The following is a 21,557-nucleotide window of genomic DNA, read 5'->3' as shown; positions in this document are numbered from 1 at the left end:
CATGGATGAGGTGGCAGAGGTGGTCGCTCGGGCGGTGAACAGCCTGGCGCAACGGATGCGGGCCGAGCGGCCGCGTGACGGGCTGAGCCTGTCGATGGTCGGCGTGCTGTCCCACCTGGACCGGGCGGGGGCCCTGACGCCCGGGACGCTGGCCGAGTTGCAGAAGGTCGAGCCGCAGACGATGACGCGAACGCTGTCCCGGTTGGAGGAGGAGGGCCTGATCGACCGGGTCCCCGATCAGGACGACCGCAGACGGCTGCGGATCAGGCTGACCGAGGCGGGCCGGGGGCGCCTGGACGACCATCTGCGGCCGAGGACCGTCTGGCTGGCCCACCGGATGGAAGAGCGGCTGACCCCGACCGAGCGAGAGTTGCTGCGGCTGGCCGGCGAGCTGATGGAGTCGCTGGTCTCGTGGGACGACGACCAGGCGGTCACCCCGTGAGGCCGCCGGCGGCACTGCGGGACTCGCCGCGCTTCCGCGTGCTGAAGGCGCTGGCCGTCGGCTCGCCCGGCCTGCTGACCGGCGCCGTCGTCTTCATGCTCGCCGAGGGACTCATCCCCAACCTCGTCCTGATCGCCATGGGCCGGACCGTCGGCGCGGTTCCGGCGGCCGTACGATCCGGGCTGGGCGGACACGACGGGGAGGTGCTGCTGACCCGGCTGACCGTGGCCGGCCTGCTGTACGCGCTGTCGCTGCTGCGCGGCCCCGCCGAGGACGTCCTGACCGCGATGGTCCAGGCGAGGATGAGCGCCCTGCAGCAGGCACGGCTGATCGAGGCGGTCTGCGCGCCCGCCGGGATCACGCACCTGGAGGACCCGGCCGTGCTCGACCGGCTGGCGTCCGCGCGCGGCGAGCTGTCCGCCTACCAGCCCGCAGGGGCGGCGATGACGCTGATAGGGCAGCTCGGCGACCGGCTCTCGGGCGTGATCGCCTGTGCCGTCCTGGCCGGCTTCCGGTGGTGGCTCGGGCTGGGCCTGTTCGTCATGTGGCTGCTGGTCCGGCGGCCGCTGCGGGCGCTGGTCCGGGCGCGGATCGCGACGTTCCGCAAGGCCACCGAACCGCTGCGGCGCAGCTGGTACTACATTCACCTGGCCTTCCGCCCGGCCGCCGCCAAGGAGGTCCGGGTGTTCGGTCTCGGCCCCTGGCTCGTCGGCAACTACCGGGAGCACAACGCCGAGGCGATGCGGCCCGCCGGCGAGGAGATACGGCGGCTGAACGGCCGGATCGCCATGTCCACCGTGCTGATCCTGGCCGGGTACGGCACCGCCGCCGTCACCCTGGGCACGGCCGCGTACCGTCACACGCTGCCGCTGGGCACGCTCGTCACGATGCTGACCATGCTGCCCGCCACGATGCAGGTCGGCGGGCTGACGGCGGCCGACATCGCGCTGGAGACCATGCTGTCGTCCGTCCCCGACCTGGACGCGCTGACCGCCGACCTGCGGCCCGCCCCCGTGCCCGCGGGCGGCGGGCGTGCCGTGGCCGGACGACCGCACCGGGAGATCCGGTTCGAGGGCGTCTCGTTCCGCTATCCCGGCACCGATCGGGACATGCTGCAGGATCTGGACCTGGTGCTGGAGGCGGGCCGCTCCTTGGCCGTCGTCGGCGTCAACGGGGCCGGGAAGAGCACGCTCATCTCGCTGCTGGCGGCCCTGCGCACGCCGACCGCGGGCCGCGTGCTCGTGGACGGCGTCCCCCTGGAGGAGTTCCCGGTACGGGACTGGCAACGGCACGTCGCCGCGGTCTTCCAGGACTTCACCCGACTGCCGCTCACCGCCCGCGAGAACGTCACGATGGCCCTGTCCGGCGAGCCCGCCGACCCGGAGGTCCTGGCGGCGGTGGCGCGCCGGGCCGGCGCCGTCGAACCGATCGAGGGCCTCCCGGACGGGTGGGACACCATCCTGTCCGCACAGTACGACGGCGGCCGGGACCTGTCCGGCGGGCAGTGGCAGCGGATCGCCCTCGCGCGGGCGCTGTACGCCGTCGAGCGAGGCGCGGGCGTCCTCGTCCTCGACGAACCGACCGCCCAGCTCGACGTGCGCGCCGAGGCCCGCTTCTACGACCGCTTCCTGACCATCACCGAGGGCGTCACCAGCCTGATCATCTCGCACCGCTTCTCGACGGTCCGCCGGGCGGACCGGATCGCCGTCCTCGACGGCGGCCGCATCACCGAGTCCGGGAGCCACGACGAGCTGCTGCGGGCCGGTGGCACGTACGCCGAGATGTTCCGGCTCCAGGCAGCCCGTTTCGCACCGAGCCGGGAGGCACGCCGGTGAAAGGCACTTCCGCCCTCACGGCCCTGATCGGCACCGCCTGGCGGGCGGCGCCCATGACGTTGCTGTGGGCGTTCGCGGCGGCCACCGTCGGGGCCGTCGCCTCTGCCACCTTCCCCCTCGGCTTCCACTACATGGTGGATGGGGCGCTCGCGCACCGCTCCGATGAGATCAGCTTCGGTGTGGCCGTCGTGGCGATCCTCTTCACCGTGGCGACGACGCTCACCACGCTGTCGGTCACCGGGAACTGGACGCTCACCGACCGCCTCAACCTGTTCGTCTCCGAGCGCGTCGCGCTGCTGCTGAGCACCGCGCCCCGGCTGGAGCACTTCGAACGCCAGGAGCTGCTGTCAGAGGTCGACCAGCTTCGCGACGACCGCCGGAGCCTGGCGGCCGCGCCCCGGCAGCTGCTCCGGGCGTGGCAGGTGGCCATCCGGGGTGGCGTGATCATGCTGCTGCTGGCGACCGTGTACTCACCGGTCATGCTCGTGCCGCTGTTCGGGCTGATCCCGGCGCTGGCCGACCGGCGGGCCGGGCGCGTCCAGGCCCGCACCGGCGACGAGCTCGCCCCGGTCCGGCGGCTGATCGGCGACCTGTTCACGCTCGCCACCAGGGCCGAGACCGCCAAGGAACTGCGCACGTACGGCGTCACCGACGCGCTGGCCGCCCGCCACGCCGCGCTCACCGAGGACGCCCGACGGCGCGACGTCCGGGGCGCGATCCGCGGCGCGGCGTGGGAGGCGCTGGGCTGGACCGGGTACGCCGTCGCCTTCGTCGGCGTCATCATCGTGCTGGTGCTGCGGGCGGCGCACGGGCACACCTCCCCCGGGCAGGTCGTCATGGCCGTGAGCCTGATGCGACGCGCCCAGCGCCAGGTCGCCGGCGCCTCCGACACCGCCGGGTCCCTCGCCACGGCCGTCCGCACCGCGCGGCGGCTCGCCTGGCTCGAGGACTACGTCGAGAAGGAGACCCGAATGCCCGCCGCGGCGCCGGTGCCCGACCGCCTTCGCACGGGCCTCCGCCTGGAGGGCGTGGGCTTCCGCTACGCGGGAGCGGCCGAGGACGTCCTCCAGGACCTCACCGTGGACCTGCCCGCCGGGGCGACGGTCGCGATCGTCGGGGAGAACGGCGCGGGCAAGACGACGCTGGTCAAGCTGCTGACCGGGATGTACCGGCCGACCGCCGGGCGGATCCTGGTCGACGGCGCCGACCTGGCCGGCCTCTCCCCCGACCGATGGCGCACCCGGACCACGGCGGTCTTCCAGGACTTCGTCCGCCCCAACCTCATCGCCCGTGAGGCCGTCGGCATCGGCGACCTGCCCCGGATCGAGGACGAGGCCGCGGTCGGCGCCGCGCTGGCCACCGCGGGCGCCGAGGACCTGCCGGCCCGGCTGCCCGACGGGCTCGCCACTCCCCTCGGCCGCTGGTTCACCGGCGGCAAGGAGCTCTCCGGCGGGCAGTGGCAGCGGATCGCGCTCGCCCGCGGCCTGATGCGGGCCGACCCCCTGCTGACCGTCCTGGACGAGCCGACCGCGAGCCTGGATCCCGCCGCCGAGGCCGAGCTGTTCACCCGGTTCGCCGCGCTGTCCCGGTCCGGACGCCGGGCCGGCGGCGTCACCCTGCTCATCTCCCACCGGTTCTCCACCGCGCGCACCGCCGACCTGATCATCGTGCTGGCGGGCGGCCGGATCACCGAGGTGGGCGACCACGAGACACTGCTCGCCCGCGGCGGCGGCTACGCCGAGCTGTTCACCCTGCAGGCCAAGGCGTACGAGACCGGCTGAGCGGCCCTCTGGCGCAAGGCGGACGCCGACGACCAGGTGACGGATTCCGCGGATTCCGCGTCCAGGCGAGCGTTCGAGGTTCGCGAGCAGCGGCCTCAGACGCCGAGGAGCGACCGGACCGCGTCCTGCGCCGCCTCGCGCATCCGGGCATGGAACTCGGCGTTGGCCACGCGGTCGGTCCGTGCCTCCACGATCCGCAGACCCTCCTTGGCCACGACCTTGGACAGGTCGTTCAACGACTCGAGCCGGGCGTACGGGATGCCGTGCGCCGCCGCGATCGAGGCGATGTCCACCTGGTGCGGCGTGGCGAACACCCGCTCGAACGGCTCGGGGAACGACGCCTGCGGCAGCAGCGAGAAGATCCCGCCCCCGACGTTGTTGATCACGATGATGGCCAGGTCGGGCCGCTGGTCCTGCGGACCGATGACCAGGCCGTTCTGGTCGTGCAGGAAGGCCAGGTCGCCCAGCAGGGCGTAGGCGCGGTTGCCGTGCGCCAGCGCGGCGCCCATCGCCGTCGAGACGAGGCCGTCGATGCCGCTGGCCCCGCGGTTGGCGAGGATGCGGATGCCCCGGCGCGGGTGCATCGTCTGGTCCAGGTCGCGGATCGGCATGCTCGCCGCCGCCAGCAGCAGCGAGCCGCCGGGGATGGCCGCGACGAGGTCCCGGGCGAGCCTCGGCTCGGTCAGCTCGTCGGTGGCGTCCAGGACCGAGTCGACCGCGTTGCGCGCGATCAGGTCGGCGGTCCGCCAGGACTTCAGCCACGAGTCGTCGCCCGACACGACCGGGATCTCCGCCTCCTGCGCCACCTGTGTGGCCGACCGGACCGGGTCCGGCCAGCGCGCCAGCGACGGAGAGACGACGACGTGCTGCTCGGCGCGGCGCAGGAACGACAGCAGCGGACGCGACAGCCCCGGTTTGCCCAGCGTGACGACGACGTCCGGGTGGTGCCGGTCGACGAACTCGGGCACGCCGAGCAGGAAGTGGTGCGCCGACAGGGCGTGGTCGCCGTAGCGGGCGTTGCCGTTCGGCTCGGCCAGCACGGGCCAGCCCGCCATCGACGCCGCCGCGACGTAGCGCTTGACGTTGACCGCGCCGTCGCCGACGACCAGGACGCCGCGACGGGTCGGGGGCACGTGCAGCACCGAGCCGGGCGTCGCCGCGCGCACCTTGGTCCAGGCGCCGGTGACGTCGCCGTCCAACGGCTCGCACCAGTCCTCGTCCCCGTCGGGGATCAGCGGCTCGCGGAACGCGAGGTTCAGGTGGACCGGGCCGGGGTCGGGCTGCTGCGCCGCGTGCCAGGCGCGGCTGGCCAGCGACCGCCAGTACGCCACCATGCCCGGACGCTCCTCCGGTGTGCCGACCTCACAGCTCCAGCGCACCGCCGTGCCGTACAGCTTGACCTGGTCGACCGTCTGGTTCGCGCCGGTGTAGCGCAGCTCCGGCGGCCGGTCGGCGGTCAGGATCAGCAGCGGCACCCCGGCCTCGTGCGCCTCGACCACGGCCGGGTGGAAGTTGGCGGCCGCCGTCCCCGACGTACAGATCACCGCGACCGGACGGCCGCTGCGCTTGGCGATGCCGAGCGCCAGGAACGACGCGGACCGCTCGTCGATCCGCACGTGCAGCCGGATCTTCGACTGCTGATACAACGCCAGGGCCAGCGGCGCGGACCGGGAACCCGGCGCCAGGACGGCGTCGGTCATCCCGCAGCGCGTCAGCTCGTCGACCAGTACGGTCGCCAGCGCGGTCGCCGGGTTCATCGAGCCGCCTCTGCGTCCGTCACCAGCGGCGCCCCGCCCAGCTCCCGTTGCGCGTCACCCGCGCGCCGTCGCCAGGCCGCGCCGTCCACCTCGTATCGCCGCAAGGCGTCCTCGTCCACCTCGGGACGGCGCACGTCGATCGCGCCGTCGGTCACCGTGAGCGGGTCGGCCACGACGTCGCCGTCCAGCAGCGACAGGGTGCCGAGCCCGCAGGCGTAGGGCAGTTCGGGCAGCGCGGCGGCCAGCGCCGCGCCCGCGGCGAGCCCGACCGAGGTCTCCACCGCGCTGGAGACGACCACCGGCAGCCCGCACGCCTCGGCGACGCGCAGCGCGGCGCGTACCCCGCCCAGGGGCTGCACCTTGAGCACGACGACGTCGGCGGCCTCGGCGGCACGGACCCGCAGCGGGTCCTCGGCACGGCGGATCGACTCGTCCGCGGCGATCGGCGTCTCGACGCGACGGCGTACGGCGGCGAGCTCGTCCAGCGTCGCGCAGGGCTGCTCGGCGTACTCCAGCTCGCCGAGGAGCCGCAGCATGCGGACGGCGGTGTCGGGGTCCCAGGCGCCGTTCGCGTCCACCCGGACCTTCCCGCCGGGGCCGAGCGCGTCGCGGACCGCCTCGACGCGCGCCAGGTCGTCGGCCTCCGGCTGCCCGGGTTCGGCGACCTTCACCTTGGCCGTACGGCAGCCGGACGCGGCGGCGATCCGGTGGGCGGTGTCGGCGTCGACCGCCGGCACCGTGACGTTGACCGGGATCCGGGACCTCAGTGGCGCGGGCCATCCGTCATGCGCCGCCTCCCGGGCCGCGGCGAGCCAGCGGGCGCACTCCTTCGGGCCGTACTCCGGGAAAGGGGAGAACTCCCCCCATCCGGCAGGGCCCCGCACCAGCATCCCCTCTCGCCGTGTCACCCCGCGAAACCGCGTGCGCATCGGGATGGCGAACACGCGCAATGGCCTGACCCCCCTGTCCGGAGACGCTGCTTCCCGCATTACCTTAGGGCCGCGTGTCCCCCGCTCGTGCACGGGCCGGTCGGTACCGGGGCCGACGATCTCGGAGGTCCGGGCGGCTCCGGCGCGCGGGCCGCGAGGCGACGCCGAGGCGGAGCCGGGAGGTCAGTAGTACCAGGGGAAGCGGGACCAGTCGGGCGCGCGCTTCTCGAGGAAGGAGTCGCGACCCTCGGCGGCCTCGTCGGTCATGTACGCCAGGCGGGTCGCCTCACCGGCGAAGACCTGCTGGCCGACCAGGCCGTCGTCGATGAGGTTGAAGGAGTACTTCAGCATCCGCTGCGCGGTCGGGCTCTTGCCGTTGACCTTCCGCGCCCACTCCAGCGCGGTCCGCTCGAGTTCGGCGTGCGGCACGACGGCGTTGACCATGCCCATGCGGTGCGCCGCCTCGGCGTCGTACGTGTCGCCCAGGAAGAAGATCTCCCGGGCGAACTTCTGCCCCACCTGCCGGGCCAGGTACGCCGAGCCGAAGCCGCCGTCGAAGCTGGCGACGTCCGCGTCGGTCTGCTTGAACCGCGCGTGCTCGCGGCTGGCCAGGGTCAGGTCCGCGACGACGTGCAGGCTGTGCCCGCCGCCGGCCGCCCAGCCGGGGACGACGCAGATGACGACCTTGGGCATGAAGCGGATCAGCCGCTGCACCTCCAGGATGTGCAGCCGGCCCGCGCGTGCGGGGTCGATGGTGTCGGCCGTCTCGCCCTCGGCGTACCGGTAGCCGTCCCGGCCGCGGATCCGCTGGTCACCGCCCGAGCAGAACGCCCACCCGCCGTCCTTCGGGGACGGGCCGTTGCCGGTGAGCAGCACGCACCCGACGTCGCTGGACATCCGGGCGTGGTCGAGCGCGCGGTAGAGCTCGTCGACGGTGTTCGGCCGGAACGCGTTGCGGACCTCGGGCCGGTCGAACGCGATGCGCACCGTGCCCTGGTCCACCGCCCGGTGGTACGTGATGTCGGTGAAGTCGAAGCCCTCGACCGCCTTCCACGCGTCCGGGTCGAACAGCTCGGAGACCATGCGGTGTTCCTTTCCAGCCCGCCGGCGGCCCGCTGCCTGTCGGCGCCGGCTCTATTCAAGCGCGTCGGTGGTGCGGTTCCGTAGTCGGTATCCGGGATCGTCGCCGACGCGGCGGCCGCCTTTACATAGTAATTTGAATGATCAATCAAGTCTCGTCACTGCACTAGGCTGATCGGCGTCATGAGCCGAAGCCTGCACGCCGTCATCCTGCCGCCCGGCCCGTCGCTGTTCCGCCGCCTGGAGGCGGCGCTCGACGGCACCGGCCCGGCGATCTGCCCGCTCTCCCCCGAGCTGCCCGCCCCCGCCCTGACCCGGCTGCTCGACGCACTCCGCCCGTCCTGGGTGGAGACCACAGACGGAAAACGGCGGTACGACTGCGGTACCGGCTGCGCGCCGGGGCCGGCGGTGGCCGACGACACGGCGGTGCTGATCGCCACGTCCGGATCGACCGGCGCGCCGAAGGTCGTGGAGCTGGCGGCGACGGCGCTCCGGCACTCCGCCTCGGCGACGCTTTCGCGGATCGGCGCCGAGCCCGGCGACCGCTGGCTGTGCTGCCTGCCGACCAGCCACATCGCGGGCGTCCAGGTCCTCATCCGGTCCCTGGTCGCCGGCACCGACCCGGTGATACACCCGCGCTTCGACGTGTCAGAGGTCGCGGGATCCGGCGCGGCGCACATCTCGGTCGTGCCGACCCAGCTCCGCCGCCTCATCGACGCCGGCGTCGACCTGCGCGGCTTCCGGTCGATCCTGCTCGGCGGGGCGGCGCCGCCGCCCGACCTCGTGGCGACGGCCCGCTCGCGCGGTGGCCGGGTCTTCACGACCTACGGGATGAGCGAGACCTGCGGCGGCTGCGTCTACGACGGCGTCCCCCTCGACGGCGTGTCCGTCGAGATCGGCGCCGACGGGCGCATCCGGCTGGCCGGCCCGGTGCTGTTCGGCGGCTACCGGCTGCGGCCCGACCTGACCGCCGCCGTACGGGACGGCGCGTGGTTCGTCACCCAGGACCTCGGCGTGCTCGAGGACGGGCGGCTGCGGGTACGGGGCCGGGCCGACGATGTCATCGTCACCGGCGGGGAGAAGGTCGTGGCGGGCGAGGTCGCGACGGTGCTGGCCCGGCATCCCGGCGTACGGGACGTCGCCGTCGTGGGGCGCGACGATCCCGAGTGGGGCCAGCGGGTGACGGCCGTCGTCGTCCCCGGCGACGACCCGCCGGACCTGGAGGAGCTCCGCGCCTGGGTCCGCGCGGAGCTCCCCGCGTACGCGGCGCCGCGCCGGCTCGAGCTCGTCGAGGAGTTGCCGCTGCTCCCCTCCGGCAAACCCGACCTGGAGCGCCTGCGCCGGGGCTGACGCCGAGGGCGTGCCCGGTGGATCTCGCCCGTGGCGCGCGGCGACCCGCCGGACGCGCCTACAGCTGGTAGAAGTCGGTGTAGTGGTTCGGCGAGAACCAGGTCACGCCGGTGCTGCGGTTCACCACGATCCGGTACGCGTCGCGCGCGGCGCCCTTCGCGCGGGAGTACACGTCGTACTCGTAGTAGGTCGCGCCGCTGGGCAGCTCACCCTCGCGGTTGTAGAACCGGCCCCCGGTGTAGTTGTACTTGCCGTCCGGCCAGGAGTACCAGCCGCTGGTCGTGGGGTAGCCCTTGGACGCCCAGATCGAGTCGGCCGAACGGGCGTCGGCGCACCGCGAGATCGTGCAGGAGCCGTAGACCGACGCGCCGGCGTGGGTGACGCCGACCACGCCGGCCACGGACGCGGTCGCCGCGACGGTGACGGCGAGCCGGACCGGCCAGGTGGAGCGAGAGCGTTGGCGGGTGTGCACGGAGCCTCCTTGTCAGGGGGACGGTCACCCGTCATGATCAGTCTTGTCAGGGCGTCGTTGAAGCCCCGAACCGCCAAAAAATGGTGAATTCTTCTACTGGTCGAGGTAACCGCCCGCGCGACGTCGCGGTCCGGCGGGCCCTGCGGCTCTGGGAGAATCCGTCGTCGTGGTGGTACGCCCTGCATTCGCCCTGTTGATGTTGGTCGCCGCCGCGGGTTGCGCGAGTGAGCGCCATCCGCAGGCGCGGCCGACCAGGCCCCTGGTGATCCCGACCCCGTCACCGTCCCCCACCGGCCGGCCGCGGCTCGCTCGTCCCGGTACGGAGTGCGGCCAGGTCACCACCGTGACCGGAGGCCGTGCCACGGTCCAGGTCGTACGCGGCCGGACGAGTTGCGTCGAGGCGATGAGCGTCTTCGAGAAGTACAACGACCCCGACACTCCGGCGGAGGGCACGGCCGGCCTGGTGGTCATCGGCCACTGGACCTGCGGCACTCATGGCACGATCACCACGTGCACGTCGAAGATCGCGACGATCCGCACCCATCGCTGAGGCCGGCCACGCAGAGTGGTCTTGGTCACACCTGGTGACGACCCACCGAGGCGCTTACCCCGCAGGTCGGACGGGGTGCTGATAGCCTGTGCGGCTGGCAGGCGAGGGGGGCTTTGCCGTACCCGGGCGCGTGCACACGTGAAAGTTTCCGCTCTGCGGGAACAACCCGGCCACAATCGCGCGTTTCCGATAGTGCGCGCGCAAGCAGACGACATACGTCCCATACCGCTAGGACACGAAGGGAGGGAGGTGTCCTCATGCCGCGAACCGCTGCTGCGACCATGCCCGCAGGGCTGACGTCCTTCGAGGAGCTTCTCGACCGTGGCCGTTCTCAGGGGCACCTCTCGCTGGATGAGGTGCGCAATGCCTTCCAGGAAGCCGGCATCACCCCCGCGCAGGGCCGCTCCATCATTCGCCAGCTGACCGACGCCGGAGTCCGACTGGCCAGCGAGGACAAGACCGAGGCCGCGTCCACCAAGAAGGGTACGGCCACTGTCAAGAAGGCCAAGCCCGCCCGCGCCAAGAGCAGGACCGCGGGCAAGGCGAAGGCCGCCGAGGCCGAGGCGCCGCAGGCCGAGACCGGGTCCGAGCACCCGGCCGACCCCGACGCGGTGGACGTTCCCGCCGCCGAGCTCGAGTCCGATGACTACGAGGTCGACGCCCCGACCGACCTGGACGACCAGTCCTCGGTCATGGGCGACTCGGTGCACACCTACCTCAAGGCGATCGGCCGCCGGCAGCTGCTCACCGCCGCGCAGGAGGTCGAGCTCGCCAAGCGCATCGAGGCCGGACTCTACGCCGAGCACAAGCTCGAGACCGAGACCGGGCTCTCCGAGGACGACCGCGATGATCTCGAGCTGGTCGCCGAGGACGGCCGCCGAGCCAAGGCCCACATGCTCGAGGCCAACCTGCGGCTCGTCGTCTCGGTGGCGAAGAAGTACGCCGACCGCGGCCTGTCGCTGCTCGACGTGGTGCAGGAGGGCAACCTCGGCCTGATCCGCGCGGTGGAGAAGTTCGACTACACCAAGGGTTACAAGTTCTCCACCTACGCGATGTGGTGGATCCGGCAGGCCATTCAGCGTGGCTTCGCCGACTCCGCCCGCACGATCCGGCTGCCGGTTCACGTCCTGGAGATGCTGAGCAAGCTCAGCCGCGTCGAGCGGGACATGCACCAGCGTCTGGGCCGCGAGCCCACTCCGGAGGAGCTGGCCGAGGAGCTCGACAAGAGCCCCGCCCAGGTCCAGGAGCTGCTGCGGACCAGCCGCCAGCCGATCAGCCTGGACTCGACGATCGGCGAGGACGGCGAGACGCGCATCGGCGACCTCATCGAGGACACCGACAGCCCGGAGGCGTCCGAACTGGTCGACCGCCAGCTGATGGCCGACCAGCTGCGCCGCGCCCTGTCGGTGCTCTCTCCGCGGGAAGAGAAGATCATGGCGATGCGGTTCGGGCTGTACGACGGCACACCGCGCACGCTGGACGAGATCGGCAAGCACCTCGGGCTGACCCGTGAGCGGATCCGTCAGCTCGAGAAGGAGTCGCTGTCCAAGCTGCGGCACCCGAGCAACGCCCAGCCGCTGCTCGACTTCGCCAGCTGAGCGGACCGAGCCGACCGTACGAAGGCCCGCCGGGAGCACCCGCTCCCGGCGGGCCTTCGCGTTCCAGGTCGCAGGCGACCGCTCAGGCGTCGCGCCGCCGGAGCAGGAGTCCGGCGATGAAAAGCGCGGCGACCGCCCACCCGCCGAGGACTCCGAGGCCGGCCCAAGGGGCGATGGGGAGGGAACTGAGGTTGGTGGTGGCCTGGCCGGCCAGCCCGGCGGTCATGGGGGCGATCTGTTCGAGGTGTCGTCGCAGCGGGTCGGCGACGGCTTGGGCGAGGATCGGGGGCAGGTAGAGCAGGGCGAGGACGGCTCCGATCGAGACGGCGGTCTCGCGGATGGCGGTGGCGACGCCGAGGGCGAGCAGGGCGATGAGCATGAGGTAGAGGCCGCCGCAGGCGGCGGCCCGCAGAGTAGGCCCGTGGCTGATCGAGATGAGTGCGTAGCCGTGAGCTGGGTCGAGGCCGGCGCCGGGGAGCATCAGTCGCCCGATGAGCAGGCAACCGGCGACGGCGAGCAGTCCGGCGAGGAGGGTGAGGCAGGCGACGTTGACGGCTTTGGCGGCCAAGACGACCACGCGACGGGGCATGGCGGTGAGGGTGAGGCGGATCATGCCGTTGCCGTACTCTTCCGAGACGGCGAGGACGCCGAGGACGGCAACGACCGCCTGGCCGAGAGTGATGCCGGTCAGGGCGAGTTTGGTGGGGTCCTGCCCGCGGTCGGAGGATACGTGGGTGGTGGCGGCGATGCCGGCGCTGACCGCGACGGTCAGGACGGCGGCGCCGATGAGGAGCCAGGCCGTGCTGGCCAAGGTGCGCAGTTTGGTCCATTCGGCTCGCAGCGCGTCGATCACGCGTCTCTCCGGCGCAGCGTGACGGCGGCGATGCCGAGGGCGAGGGCGGCGTAGGCGCACAACACGGCAAGGCCGGCCCACCAAGAGAGCGGATAGTAGCCGTTTGCCATGGTGTAGGGGTAGGCGACCTGCGCAGATCTGGGGAGAGCGCCCAGGACGGAAAAGCCGGCGGCTGGAGTGAGGCGGAACAGCCACTGCTCAGCGCCACCGGACATCGATGAGCCGATGATGTATGGCAGGACGAACACGACGATGCCTGCCGTGACGGCACCGGCGCTCTTCCGGACGATGGTGCCGACGGCGAGGACGGCGACGGCGGTGACGGCGACCAGCGCGCCGGCGCCGGCGATGATGCGCGCCATGGTGGGAGTGCTGACCGGAAAGACGTAGGCGCCGTTCGCTTTGAGGATGTGCTCGCCGAGGGGGACGGCGACCGCAGCGGCGAGTGCTCCGATGACGAAGGCAGCGGCGCCGATGACGACTGCCTTGGCCGCGAGCACGCGATGCCGGTGCGGGGTGGCAGCGAAGGTGGTGCGGATCAGGCCGCGGCGGTACTCGACGGTGATGAACATCGTGGCGACCACGATGATCGCGATCAGGCCGACGATGAGCCCGAACACGATGGTGCTGGAGGGGGTGTCGGTGCCGAGGAGCCCTTCCACCACGGCGGGGGCGATGTCACCGGAGCCGCGCAGGACGAAAGAGCTGCCGATGCGGTGGTAGCTGCCGCCTGGCAGTTTCGGGTAGAAGTCCTGAGCGCCGATGCTCTGCTCGCGCCAGGCGCCTTGGGTGACGTGATCGAAGGTGGCGGTGGCCTGGGTGGCGAATCCACTGCTTGAACGATCGAACGACACGGGCGAGGTGACGAACAGCCCGACATGCACGGTGGAGGGAAGCCCCGCCAGGTGCGCGGTGCCGATCTTGGTCCAGGCCGTGCCGTCGGTGGAGTCGTAGCCGGTGAGCGTGTCGCCGGTCCGGGTCAGCCGCAACCAGCGTGGCGAGGTGTCGGAGACCGGCCCGGGCCGGCCGGCCTGGTCGTGGGTGTAGTTGTCCTGGAAGCGGACGCCGTGAGCGCCGGTCGCCATGACCGCGGCGTAGGGCGATCCTTGCTTGGTGCTCGGCCGCAGAAGGATTCCGGCCTTCGCCCAGGCCGCCAGGCCGGGGCGGGTCTGGGCGAGTGACGGGGCGACGTTGGTCGGGTTGGACGAGGTCACGCCGGTGAGTGAGCGGACCTGCGCGGTGATCGTGCCGTCGCCGGTGAGCGGTTGCTCAACGAACTGGTAGCTGTCAGCGACCGCTTCGCCGTCCGGTCCGGTCGCCACGTAGGGATGACCAGACTGACAGGTCGAGCCGGTGCCGGTGCAGGTGCCTTCGTGGGTACCGTTGGCGACAAGGAACGTGAACGTGGTGCACAGCACGACGGCGACGCCCAGGCCGATCAGCCAGCCCCGGATCGTGCGGAACTTGGTCCACTCCGCCCGAAGAACCGGCCGAAAGCTCTCCCGCTCAGGTTGGGCGGTCGGGCGGGGCGCCGCGGTGGTGGTCATCGTCGCGCCTCCCGGTGCAAGGTGCCGGCCTGGTACTCGGTCTCGCTGCTGGTGAGCTGAAGGTAGACGTCTTCGAGCGTCGCCCGGTGCGTGGTGACCTCGGAGAAGGGCACGCCCGCTTGGCTGAGGATTTCCACGACGCGCTGCGCGGGGACCCCGGACGCGGTGACGGTGTGGGCGTCGGTGACGGTTGCGTCGGTCGCGGACCGGTGCAGCGCCGCGGCAGCGTCGGCCGGCGCCGAGGTGCGCAGCCGGACCTGGTCGCCCGAGGCGCGGGCGACCAGGTCCTCGACGCGGGCGTCGGCGAGTACACGGCCGCGGCCGACCACCACGACGTGATCGGCGATACCTTGCAGCTCGCCCATCAGGTGGCTGGAGACGAGGATGGCGCGTCCCTCTGCGGCGAGGGAGCGCAGCAGCCCGCGCATCCAAATGATCCCTTCGGGGTCCATGCCGTTGAAAGGCTCGTCCATGATGATCATCGGGGGGTCGCCGAGCATGGCCGCGGCGATGCCGAGGCGTTGGCGCATGCCCAGTGAGTAGCCGCCGGCTTTCCGACGTGCCGCGCCGCCGAGGCCGACGCGCTCGATCGCGTCGTCGGCGTGGCCTGCGGACATGCCCTGGGAGTGGGCCAGCCACAGCAGATGGTTTCGCCCAGTGCGGCTGGGCTGGAGGGCGGCGGCGTCGACCAGCGCACCGACGTGGTGCAGCGGGTGCGGCAGCTGCGCGTAAGGCCTTCCGCCGATCAGGGCGTGGCCCTCGTCTGGGGCGTCCAGGCCGAGGATCACCCGGATGGTGGTGGATTTGCCCGCACCGTTCGGGCCGACGAAGCCGGTCACCGTGCCGGGCGTGACCGTGAAGGTCATACCGTCGAGGGCGACTGTCGGCCCGAAGCGTTTACGTAGGCCGCTGACCTCGATCGTTGCGTCGCTCACGTGCTCGTCCGTCCTTGGTCATGGGGATGGTCTTCGCCACCAGATGTACGGCACGGCAGGTGTCAGCCCGGTGGCAGCCGCCGACACCGGACTGACACCCTGTGCCTGTCATCGTGAAGAGCGACGTGGTCGATGTTCCGAACCGGGCCTCGCCGCCACAGGTAGGAACCCGAATGGAGAACGGTCGTGAGAGTGCTCGTCGTCGAGGACTTCGAGGTCCTGGCACGCTCGATCGGGACCGGCCTGCGCCGCGAGGGCATGGCGGTCGACGTCGTCCTCGATGGCAGCGACGCGCTCGATCACCTGGCTGTCACCCGATACGACATCGTGGTCCTCGACCGGGACCTGCCCGGAGTCCACGGGGACGAGGTGTGCCGGCAGATCGTCGCAAAACGGTCGAACAGCCGCGTACTGATGCTCACCGCCGCCGGCACCGTCAAGGACCGCGTCGACGGCCTCGGGTTGGGCGCCGATGATTACCTTCCCAAGCCGTTCGACTTCTCCGAACTGGTGGCCCGTGTCCGCGCTCTCGGGCGGCGAGCCGCGCCCGCGACACCACCGACCCTGCACGCTGGTGACGTCGCACTCGACCCCAGCCGTCGGGTCGCTTTCCGTGCTGGACGGCGCCTGGAGCTGAGCCCGAAGGAGTTCGCGGTCCTCGAATGCCTCCTCGCCGCAGGAGACCGGGTGGTCTCCGCCGAAGAGCTCCTCGAACGGGTCTGGGACGAGGCAGCCGACCCCTTCACCACCGCGGTCAAGACGACCATCCGCCGGCTGCGGGCCAAGCTCGGCGGCCCGCCCCTCATCCACACCATCCGCGAGGCCGGCTACCGGATCGGAGACCAGTGATGCGCCCGGTGAAGAACGTCATGTCCCTCCTGCGTCGCCGGCCCATCTTGCGGGTGCAGCTCACTCTGCTCTACTCCGGCCTGGCTCTCGGTCTGCTGGCAGCGGTCCTGCTGGCCACCAACCTCCTCTACGGCCACAGCGAACAAAGAGCCCCGGCCGGCACCCCCGCCGCTCCGGCGACCGGCGGCCGCACCTTTGACGTCGGTCCCGCCGCCATCGGCCTGGGTGCCGTGGCCATCGCCATGGCCGGAGCCTGGTGGCTCGCCGGCAGATTCCTTCGCCCCCTGCGCGTCATCACCACCACCGCCCAGGAGATCTCCGCCACCAACCTGGACCGACGGCTCGACCTCACCGGCCCGGCTGACGAGCTCACCGACCTCAGCAGGACCCTCAACGATCTCTTCGGACGGCTTCAGGCCGCCTTCGAAGCCCAACGCCACTTCGTGGCCAACGCCTCCCACGAACTGCGCACCCCCCTCGCCGGCCAGCGCACGCTTCTCCAGGTCGCTCTCGCCGACCCTGCCGCCGATACCGAAAGCCTGCGGGCCGCCTGTGAAGAGGCCCTCCAACTCGGAGACCAACAAGAACGGCTCATCGAAGCCCTGCTCACCCTTGCGACCGGCGAGCGGGGAGTCGAACGCTGGGACCCGATCGACCTCGCCGAGATCACCCAGGGCGTCATCTCGGGCCACCGGCGCGAAGCGGACCGCCGCGGCATCCGCATCGACGCCGGCCTCGCCCCCGCACCAACCGTCGGAGATCCCCGACTGGTCACCAGTCTGATCGCGAACCTCCTCGACAACGCCCTCCACCACAACATCGCCAGGGGCCACGTCACGGTCTCGACCACCTCATCGACGGAACATGCGAACATCGCGATCAGCAACACCGGCCCGTCGATTCCCCGCCAGGACCTCGAACGCCTCTTCCGGCCCTTCCACCAAGCCGGCGCGGAGCGGGTACACCGCGACGGACACGGCCTTGGTCTCGCCATCGTGCTGGCCATCGCCAAAGCACACGGCGCAAGACTCGCAGCGCATCCCCGCTCAGAAGGAGGACTCACGGTCGAGGTGAGTTTTCGGCTGAAGCGGAAGTCGTACCGGGACTGACCGCCGAGCTCCCTATCCATCCTTCGGACAACACCGCCACCCTCACCGTCCCGGCCTGAACCGCCGCCCATGGCGCGTGACCGGCCGAGCGCACCACGCTCGGCCGGTCGCCCCGGCGATGAGGACCGTTCCCGGCGGGCGGTCACCGGCTCAGGGCACGAGCACCGGGCGGCCGCGCAGGCCGCCCTTCTCCAGGAGCCGGTGGGCCGTCGCCGCCTCGGTCAGCGGGAACGTCCCGGCCACCCGCGGCGTGAGGCGTCCGTCCGCCGCGAGCAGCGCCAGCTCGGCCAGCCGCGGCCCGTCGGCGCGGATCCACACGTTGGCGACCCGGGTGCCGCGCAGCGCCGGCGGGGCCGCGCCGCCGGCGACGGCCACGAACGCGCCTCCGCCGCGTACGGCCTCCAGCGCGGGGAGACCGACGACGGCCGCGTCGATCGCGGCGTCGACGCCACCGGGCACCACCGAGCGGACTGCCGCCGACAGCTCCCGCGTCCGGGGCACGAAGATCTCGGCGCCCAGCCCGCGGACCGGTTCCTCGTCCTGCGCCCCCGCGACCGCGACGACGCGGATCCCGCGCAGCGCGGCCAGTTCGGTGGCGAACCCGCCGACGGCACCCGCCGCGCCGGTGATCAGGAGGGTCTGCCCGGCCCGGAGGTCCAGGAGGTCCAGGGCCTGGTCGGCGGTAAGGACGTTCAGCGGCAAGGTGGCCGCCGTCTCCGGGGACAGCCCGGCCGGCCTGCGCGCGATGGCGTCCGCGTCGAGGACGACCTGGTCGGCGTGGGTGCCCAGGGGCAGGTCGAGCCGGTCGGACAGCCCGATGACCTCCTCTCCCGGTACGAACCCGGCCACGCCGGGGCCGGTCGCCTCGACGACCCCGGCGACGTCCCAGCCGAGGCCGGTCACCTCGCGCGCCGCCATGATCCCGCCCTCGACGAGAAGACCGGCGCGGGCCGCGACGTCGACGGGGTTGACGGCGGCGGCGCGGACCCGGACGCGTACCTGGCCGGGGCCCGGCTCGGGAACCGGGACCTCGGCGAGCTCCAGGGCCTCCGGGCCCCCGTAGGAACGAACGACGACCGCGCGCATGGCGTAGTCCTTTCTCCGTGTGTCGATTTGCGGTACACCGGAAACCTACGGATTGCTACTCTCTACTGGGAAGTACGTACCTGGAAGTGCGTAAGCCACCCTCAGGAGAGCCATGCCGACCCAGACCGCCACCGAACGGCGGGCCGAGGCCCGCGCCGCCTTCGACGCGTACCTCGCCACCTGCCCCGCCCGGGAGCTGCTCGACCGGATCAGCGACAAGTGGGTCACCCTCATCCTCAACGCGCTGGCCGACGGCCCACGGCGCTACAGCGACCTGGGCCGGACCATCGCGGGCGTGAGCCAGAAGATGCTCACCCAGACGCTGCGGACCCTCGAACGGGACGGCATGGTGACCCGCACCGTCACTCCGTCCGTGCCGGTCCGTGTCGACTACGAGCTGACCCCGCTCGGTATGAGCCTGCTGCCGCTCGTCCAGGCGGCGAAGGAGTGGGCCGAGACGCATATCGGCGAGGTCCACGCCGCCCGCGCGACCTACGACGCGCCGGACGCCCCCTGACTTCGCGGCCCGGGGCGAAGGGGGCCGGTGCCGGTCCGGGAGAATGGCCGACCGTGAACCCACGCGTAGAGATCCACTGGCCGACCTCAGCCGACGAGCGCCTACGCGCCGGTGTGCACCGGATGATCCACTCTGTCGTCGAGCTCGGCGGGGCGGTGGGCTGGCTGACCCCGCCCGAGCGGGCGGAGACCGACCGGTGGCTGGACGAGGTCCTCGACCGGGCCCGGGCCGGCGACGCCGCTCTGGCGCTGGCCCTCCTCGACGGCGAGGTGGCCGCCGGCGGCCTGTGGCGTCGCGGCGCCACCGACGTCTTCCGTCACAACGCGGAGGTGCAGAAGGTCATGGCGCACCCGAAGGCGCGCGGGCTCGGGCTGGGCCGGCGTGTCCTGGAGGCCGTCATCGACCACGCTCGCGCGAACGGAATCGAGGTGCTGACCCTCGGCGCCCGGGGCAACAACCATGGCGCCATCGAGCTGTACGAGCGGCTCGGCTTCCGCGAGTGGGGACGCCTGCCCAACGCGATCGAGGTCGGCGACCTTCGGTACGACGACGTGCGGATGTTCCTCGAGCTGGGGCGTCCGGCCCACGTCATCCTGCGCGGCTCACCGCCCGACGGCCCCGGATCCTCGCCCCGGCGGCCGCGGCCGTGACCGCCTCGTCGTAGCGACGGAGGACGACCCGCGCCAGCGCGTCGTGCACGCCCAGCGGCGGTGCGACCGCGTCGGCGCCCGCGGCGAGCATGCGGTCGTGGAAGTGGCCGGGCGCAAGCAGATAGGAGGCGACCGCGATCCGGCGCGCGCCCCGGGCCCGCAGGCCTCGCACGACCTCGGCGAGTTCGGGGCCCGCTCCGGCCGCCAGGCCGTACGACACGGGGCGGCGCAGGCGACGGCCCAGCAGGTGCGCGGCGGCGGCCGCGTCGGCGACTCCCCGCTGGTCGGAGGTGCCGGCCGCGCCCAGCACGACCGCGTCGGCGTGCCGGTCCCGTCCCAGCCGGTCGGCCAGTGCCCCGGCCAGCAGCGGGTGCGGTCCCAGGGGCCGGGCGACCGTGACGTACGGGCCGGCGCGGCCGGGGATGTCGACCAGCGTGTGATAGCCGCGGCCGAGCATCAGCGGAACCGCCACGACCGGGCTCCGCACGGCGGGCAGCCCGGCGAGGGCGTCCTCCAGGGACGGCTCGGTGATCTCGGCGTACGACTCGACGACGGGCAGCCCGGGGCGCAGGACGCGGAGCCGGTCGAGAAGGGCGCGGATGACGGCGGCTCCGGCCGGGTCGCGCGTGCCGTGCCCGACCGCGAGCAGCGTCATACCGCCTCCGGGGCACCGGTGCGCGGGGTGGTGCGGATCGGTTCGCAGGCCAGCCGGTAACCGCGTTTGACCACGGTCTCGACGAGTCCGCCCCGGCCCAGGCCGCGGCGCAGCCGCGCGACCGCCATCTCTACGGCGTGCTCGTCCGGGTACGGGCGTCCCTGGCTCGTGCCGCCCGGCAGGGTCCGGCTCGGCAGCACGGTGCACAGCTCGGCGCGCGAGACCACGTGGCCGGGACGGCGGGCGAGGGCCCGCAGGATCGCCATCGGCGCCGGGGCGATCGGCTTGAGCTGCCCGTCGATCACCACGGCGTGTCCGCGCAGCTCAAGGGCGTGACCGGCCACGGCGACCCGGCTGGACCGCCGCACGGGCAGCTCGGCGGCGAGCGCCCGGACGAGCGCGCCGAGGCGGGCGCGCTCGGGTCGTACCGTCGCGACGTCCCGCTCCTCCAGCGGCGCGGCGGTCACCGGACCGACACACGCGGCGACCACCTGGGTGCGCAGCGCGTCCAGCAGCGGATCCTCGAGATCGTCCTCGGCCGCGACGGCCAGGGTCGCGGACACCGCCGGGGCGCTGGTGAAGGTGATCGCGTCGACGGTGCCGGCCACCGCCTGCCCGACGAGCCTGCGCAGCGGCGTCGGGTCGTCCGTGCGGGCCCAGCGGTAGACCGGGACCTCCACGACGTCGGCGCCCGCGCGCCGCAGCGCGCCGGTGAGGTGCGGCGTCGGCTCGCCGTAGAGCTGGACGGCGATCCGCCGGCCCCGGATGTCCTCCTCCAGGAGGTGACGCAGCACCTCGTCGCAGTTCTCCGATTCGGGCGACCAGGCCTCGGCCATCCCGGCGGCGCGCACGGCACCCTTGGCCTTCGGGCCGCGCGCCAGGATGCGCACGTCGCCCAGGCGCTTGATCAGATCGTCCCGCAGCCCCCAGCCGTCGGCCGTCTCCAGCCAGGCCCGAAGGCCGATGCCGGTCGTGACGATCACGTCGTCCACCGGGTCCGCGAGGATCTCGCGGGTGGCCGCCAGCAGCTCGGCGTCGTCGGCGAGCGGCAGCAGCCGGATCGCGGGGGCGTACACCACGCGGGCGCCCTTGCGCTCCAGCAGCGCCGACAGCTCCTCGTGCCGACGCGCCGCCGTGACGCCCACGGTGAATCCGGCCAGGGGCGCGTCGTTCACGACTCGGCCACCTCCACGCGGCCACCGGCACGCCGTATTCGGAAGGTCGGCACGGCCACGGCCGGGTCGTCCAGGCAGCGGCCCGTGGCGAGGTCGAACACCTGCTTGTACATCGGGGAGGCCACGGTGGGCAGCCCGCCGCGGGTCCCGACGATCCCCCACGCCAGGACGTTCGCGCCGCTGAAGGGGTCGTGCCCGGACAGGGCGTAGAGCGCGCCGTCGTAGGTGCGGAAGATCGCGACCTGCCGGTCGCCGACCAGCGCGCAGACGCCGCGTTCGGGCTGCAGGTCGTCGTAGTCGCAGACGGTCGTCCACGTTCGCACGGCCGGTGTGCCGGTGATCGCGGGCGCCGGCGCCAGGGTCTCGGTCAACGGGTGCTCCCTTCGC

At 72.7% G+C, this 21,557-nt stretch carries 21 protein-coding genes; 10 read left to right on the top strand and 11 right to left on the bottom strand.

Annotation, left to right across the window (positions count from 1 at the left end; translation table 11 throughout):
* Position 1 precedes the first annotated feature (1 nt).
* The 3 genes from AB0L00_RS36065 to AB0L00_RS36055 are packed head-to-tail and all read left to right on the top strand — an operon-like array spanning position 2 to position 4,058.
* Positions 2 to 442, top strand: coding sequence for a MarR family transcriptional regulator (locus AB0L00_RS36065; RefSeq protein ID WP_364441828.1), 441 nt, complete (start codon positions 2 to 4; stop codon positions 440 to 442).
* The gene (locus AB0L00_RS36060) at positions 439 to 2,277 is read left to right on the top strand and encodes an ABC transporter ATP-binding protein (RefSeq protein ID WP_364441827.1); all 1,839 of its coding nucleotides are present in this window, start codon (positions 439 to 441) and stop codon (positions 2,275 to 2,277) included. Before AB0L00_RS36065 ends, AB0L00_RS36060 begins: the two co-directional genes overlap by 4 nt.
* Positions 2,274 to 4,058 (top strand): ABC transporter ATP-binding protein, encoded by a 1,785-nt coding sequence (locus AB0L00_RS36055; protein WP_364441825.1) that lies wholly within the window; start codon positions 2,274 to 2,276, stop codon positions 4,056 to 4,058. The genes AB0L00_RS36060 and AB0L00_RS36055 overlap by 4 nt, the downstream gene beginning before the upstream one ends.
* A 95-nt stretch (positions 4,059 to 4,153) precedes the next feature.
* On the opposite strand, the gene menD is transcribed toward AB0L00_RS36055, so the two are convergent.
* The 3 genes from menD to AB0L00_RS36040 form a co-directional block, all read right to left on the bottom strand.
* On the bottom strand, positions 4,154 to 5,815 hold the full coding sequence (menD, locus tag AB0L00_RS36050) for a 2-succinyl-5-enolpyruvyl-6-hydroxy-3-cyclohexene-1-carboxylic-acid synthase (RefSeq protein ID WP_364441824.1): 1,662 nt from the start codon (positions 5,813 to 5,815) through the stop codon (positions 4,154 to 4,156).
* Positions 5,812 to 6,804, bottom strand: coding sequence for an o-succinylbenzoate synthase (locus tag AB0L00_RS36045; RefSeq protein ID WP_364441823.1), 993 nt, complete (start codon positions 6,802 to 6,804; stop codon positions 5,812 to 5,814). The genes menD and AB0L00_RS36045 overlap by 4 nt, the downstream gene beginning before the upstream one ends.
* A 123-nt stretch (positions 6,805 to 6,927) precedes the next feature.
* Complete coding sequence (locus AB0L00_RS36040) at positions 6,928 to 7,827, bottom strand: 1,4-dihydroxy-2-naphthoyl-CoA synthase (protein WP_364441821.1); 900 nt, start codon at positions 7,825 to 7,827, stop codon at positions 6,928 to 6,930.
* Between the two features lie 180 nt (positions 7,828 to 8,007).
* On the opposite strand from AB0L00_RS36040, the gene AB0L00_RS36035 reads away from it, so the two are divergent.
* Positions 8,008 to 9,174: an AMP-binding protein gene (locus AB0L00_RS36035; protein WP_364441820.1), complete on the top strand. Its 1,167-nt coding sequence runs from the start codon at positions 8,008 to 8,010 to the stop codon at positions 9,172 to 9,174.
* Between the two features lie 58 nt (positions 9,175 to 9,232).
* On the opposite strand, the gene AB0L00_RS36030 is transcribed toward AB0L00_RS36035, so the two are convergent.
* Positions 9,233 to 9,646 carry a ribonuclease domain-containing protein gene (locus AB0L00_RS36030; protein ID WP_364441819.1) on the bottom strand — a complete coding sequence of 138 codons (414 nt, stop codon included), beginning with the start codon at positions 9,644 to 9,646 and terminating at the stop codon, positions 9,233 to 9,235.
* A gap of 343 nt (positions 9,647 to 9,989) precedes the next feature.
* Between AB0L00_RS36030 and AB0L00_RS36025 the strand changes: the two genes are divergently transcribed.
* Together AB0L00_RS36025 and AB0L00_RS36020 are read left to right on the top strand one after the other, a co-directional pair.
* On the top strand, positions 9,990 to 10,196 hold the full coding sequence (locus AB0L00_RS36025) for a hypothetical protein (protein ID WP_364441818.1): 207 nt from the start codon (positions 9,990 to 9,992) through the stop codon (positions 10,194 to 10,196).
* Between the two features lie 257 nt (positions 10,197 to 10,453).
* Complete coding sequence (locus tag AB0L00_RS36020) at positions 10,454 to 11,794, top strand: RNA polymerase sigma factor (protein ID WP_364441816.1); 1,341 nt, start codon at positions 10,454 to 10,456, stop codon at positions 11,792 to 11,794.
* 82 nt (positions 11,795 to 11,876) lie between these two features.
* On the opposite strand, the gene AB0L00_RS36015 is transcribed toward AB0L00_RS36020, so the two are convergent.
* The 3 genes from AB0L00_RS36015 to AB0L00_RS36005 are packed head-to-tail and all read right to left on the bottom strand — an operon-like array spanning position 11,877 to position 15,129.
* A complete protein-coding gene (locus AB0L00_RS36015) occupies positions 11,877 to 12,647 on the bottom strand; it encodes an ABC transporter permease (RefSeq protein ID WP_364441815.1) in 771 nt (256 codons plus the stop codon).
* Complete coding sequence (locus AB0L00_RS36010) at positions 12,644 to 14,194, bottom strand: ABC transporter permease subunit (RefSeq protein WP_364441814.1); 1,551 nt, start codon at positions 14,192 to 14,194, stop codon at positions 12,644 to 12,646. The genes AB0L00_RS36015 and AB0L00_RS36010 overlap by 4 nt, the downstream gene beginning before the upstream one ends.
* Positions 14,191 to 15,129, bottom strand: coding sequence for an ATP-binding cassette domain-containing protein (locus AB0L00_RS36005; RefSeq protein ID WP_364441812.1), 939 nt, complete (start codon positions 15,127 to 15,129; stop codon positions 14,191 to 14,193). The genes AB0L00_RS36010 and AB0L00_RS36005 overlap by 4 nt, the downstream gene beginning before the upstream one ends.
* Positions 15,130 to 15,315: 186 nt before the next feature.
* Between AB0L00_RS36005 and AB0L00_RS36000 the strand changes: the two genes are divergently transcribed.
* Both AB0L00_RS36000 and AB0L00_RS35995 read left to right on the top strand, forming a co-directional pair.
* Positions 15,316 to 15,978: a response regulator transcription factor gene (locus AB0L00_RS36000; RefSeq protein WP_364441811.1), complete on the top strand. Its 663-nt coding sequence runs from the start codon at positions 15,316 to 15,318 to the stop codon at positions 15,976 to 15,978.
* A complete protein-coding gene (locus tag AB0L00_RS35995) occupies positions 15,978 to 17,087 on the top strand; it encodes a HAMP domain-containing sensor histidine kinase (protein WP_364441808.1) in 1,110 nt (369 codons plus the stop codon). Before AB0L00_RS36000 ends, AB0L00_RS35995 begins: the two co-directional genes overlap by 1 nt.
* A 150-nt stretch (positions 17,088 to 17,237) precedes the next feature.
* Here the strand turns inward: AB0L00_RS35995 and AB0L00_RS35990 are convergent, their stop codons facing one another.
* Complete coding sequence (locus AB0L00_RS35990; RefSeq protein WP_364441806.1) at positions 17,238 to 18,173, bottom strand: NADP-dependent oxidoreductase; 936 nt, start codon at positions 18,171 to 18,173, stop codon at positions 17,238 to 17,240.
* A 112-nt stretch (positions 18,174 to 18,285) separates the two neighbouring features.
* On the opposite strand from AB0L00_RS35990, the gene AB0L00_RS35985 reads away from it, so the two are divergent.
* Both AB0L00_RS35985 and AB0L00_RS35980 read left to right on the top strand, forming a co-directional pair.
* Complete coding sequence (locus AB0L00_RS35985; RefSeq protein ID WP_364441805.1) at positions 18,286 to 18,690, top strand: helix-turn-helix domain-containing protein; 405 nt, start codon at positions 18,286 to 18,288, stop codon at positions 18,688 to 18,690.
* Between the two features lie 53 nt (positions 18,691 to 18,743).
* The gene (locus AB0L00_RS35980; protein WP_364441803.1) at positions 18,744 to 19,340 is read left to right on the top strand and encodes a GNAT family N-acetyltransferase; all 597 of its coding nucleotides are present in this window, start codon (positions 18,744 to 18,746) and stop codon (positions 19,338 to 19,340) included.
* Here AB0L00_RS35980 and AB0L00_RS35975 read toward each other — a convergent pair.
* The 3 genes from AB0L00_RS35975 to nirD are packed head-to-tail and all read right to left on the bottom strand — an operon-like array spanning position 19,279 to position 21,541.
* Positions 19,279 to 19,995: a CbiX/SirB N-terminal domain-containing protein gene (locus AB0L00_RS35975; RefSeq protein ID WP_364441802.1), complete on the bottom strand. Its 717-nt coding sequence runs from the start codon at positions 19,993 to 19,995 to the stop codon at positions 19,279 to 19,281. The genes AB0L00_RS35980 and AB0L00_RS35975 overlap by 62 nt on opposite strands.
* Positions 19,992 to 21,170 (bottom strand): uroporphyrinogen-III synthase, encoded by a 1,179-nt coding sequence (locus AB0L00_RS35970; RefSeq protein ID WP_364441801.1) that lies wholly within the window; start codon positions 21,168 to 21,170, stop codon positions 19,992 to 19,994. The genes AB0L00_RS35975 and AB0L00_RS35970 overlap by 4 nt, the downstream gene beginning before the upstream one ends.
* Positions 21,167 to 21,541 (bottom strand): nitrite reductase small subunit NirD, encoded by a 375-nt coding sequence (nirD, locus tag AB0L00_RS35965; RefSeq protein ID WP_345348858.1) that lies wholly within the window; start codon positions 21,539 to 21,541, stop codon positions 21,167 to 21,169. Before nirD ends, AB0L00_RS35970 begins: the two co-directional genes overlap by 4 nt.
* Between the last annotated feature and the right edge of the window lie 16 nt (positions 21,542 to 21,557).

The organism is Actinoallomurus sp. NPDC052308 (genome assembly GCF_040679195.1).
In the GTDB taxonomy this organism is placed as follows: Bacteria; Actinomycetota; Actinomycetes; order Streptosporangiales; family Streptosporangiaceae; genus Actinoallomurus; species Actinoallomurus liliacearum.
The sequence above is the reverse complement of the archived record's forward strand: the minus strand, read 5'-3'. Positions and strand labels throughout refer to the sequence as shown.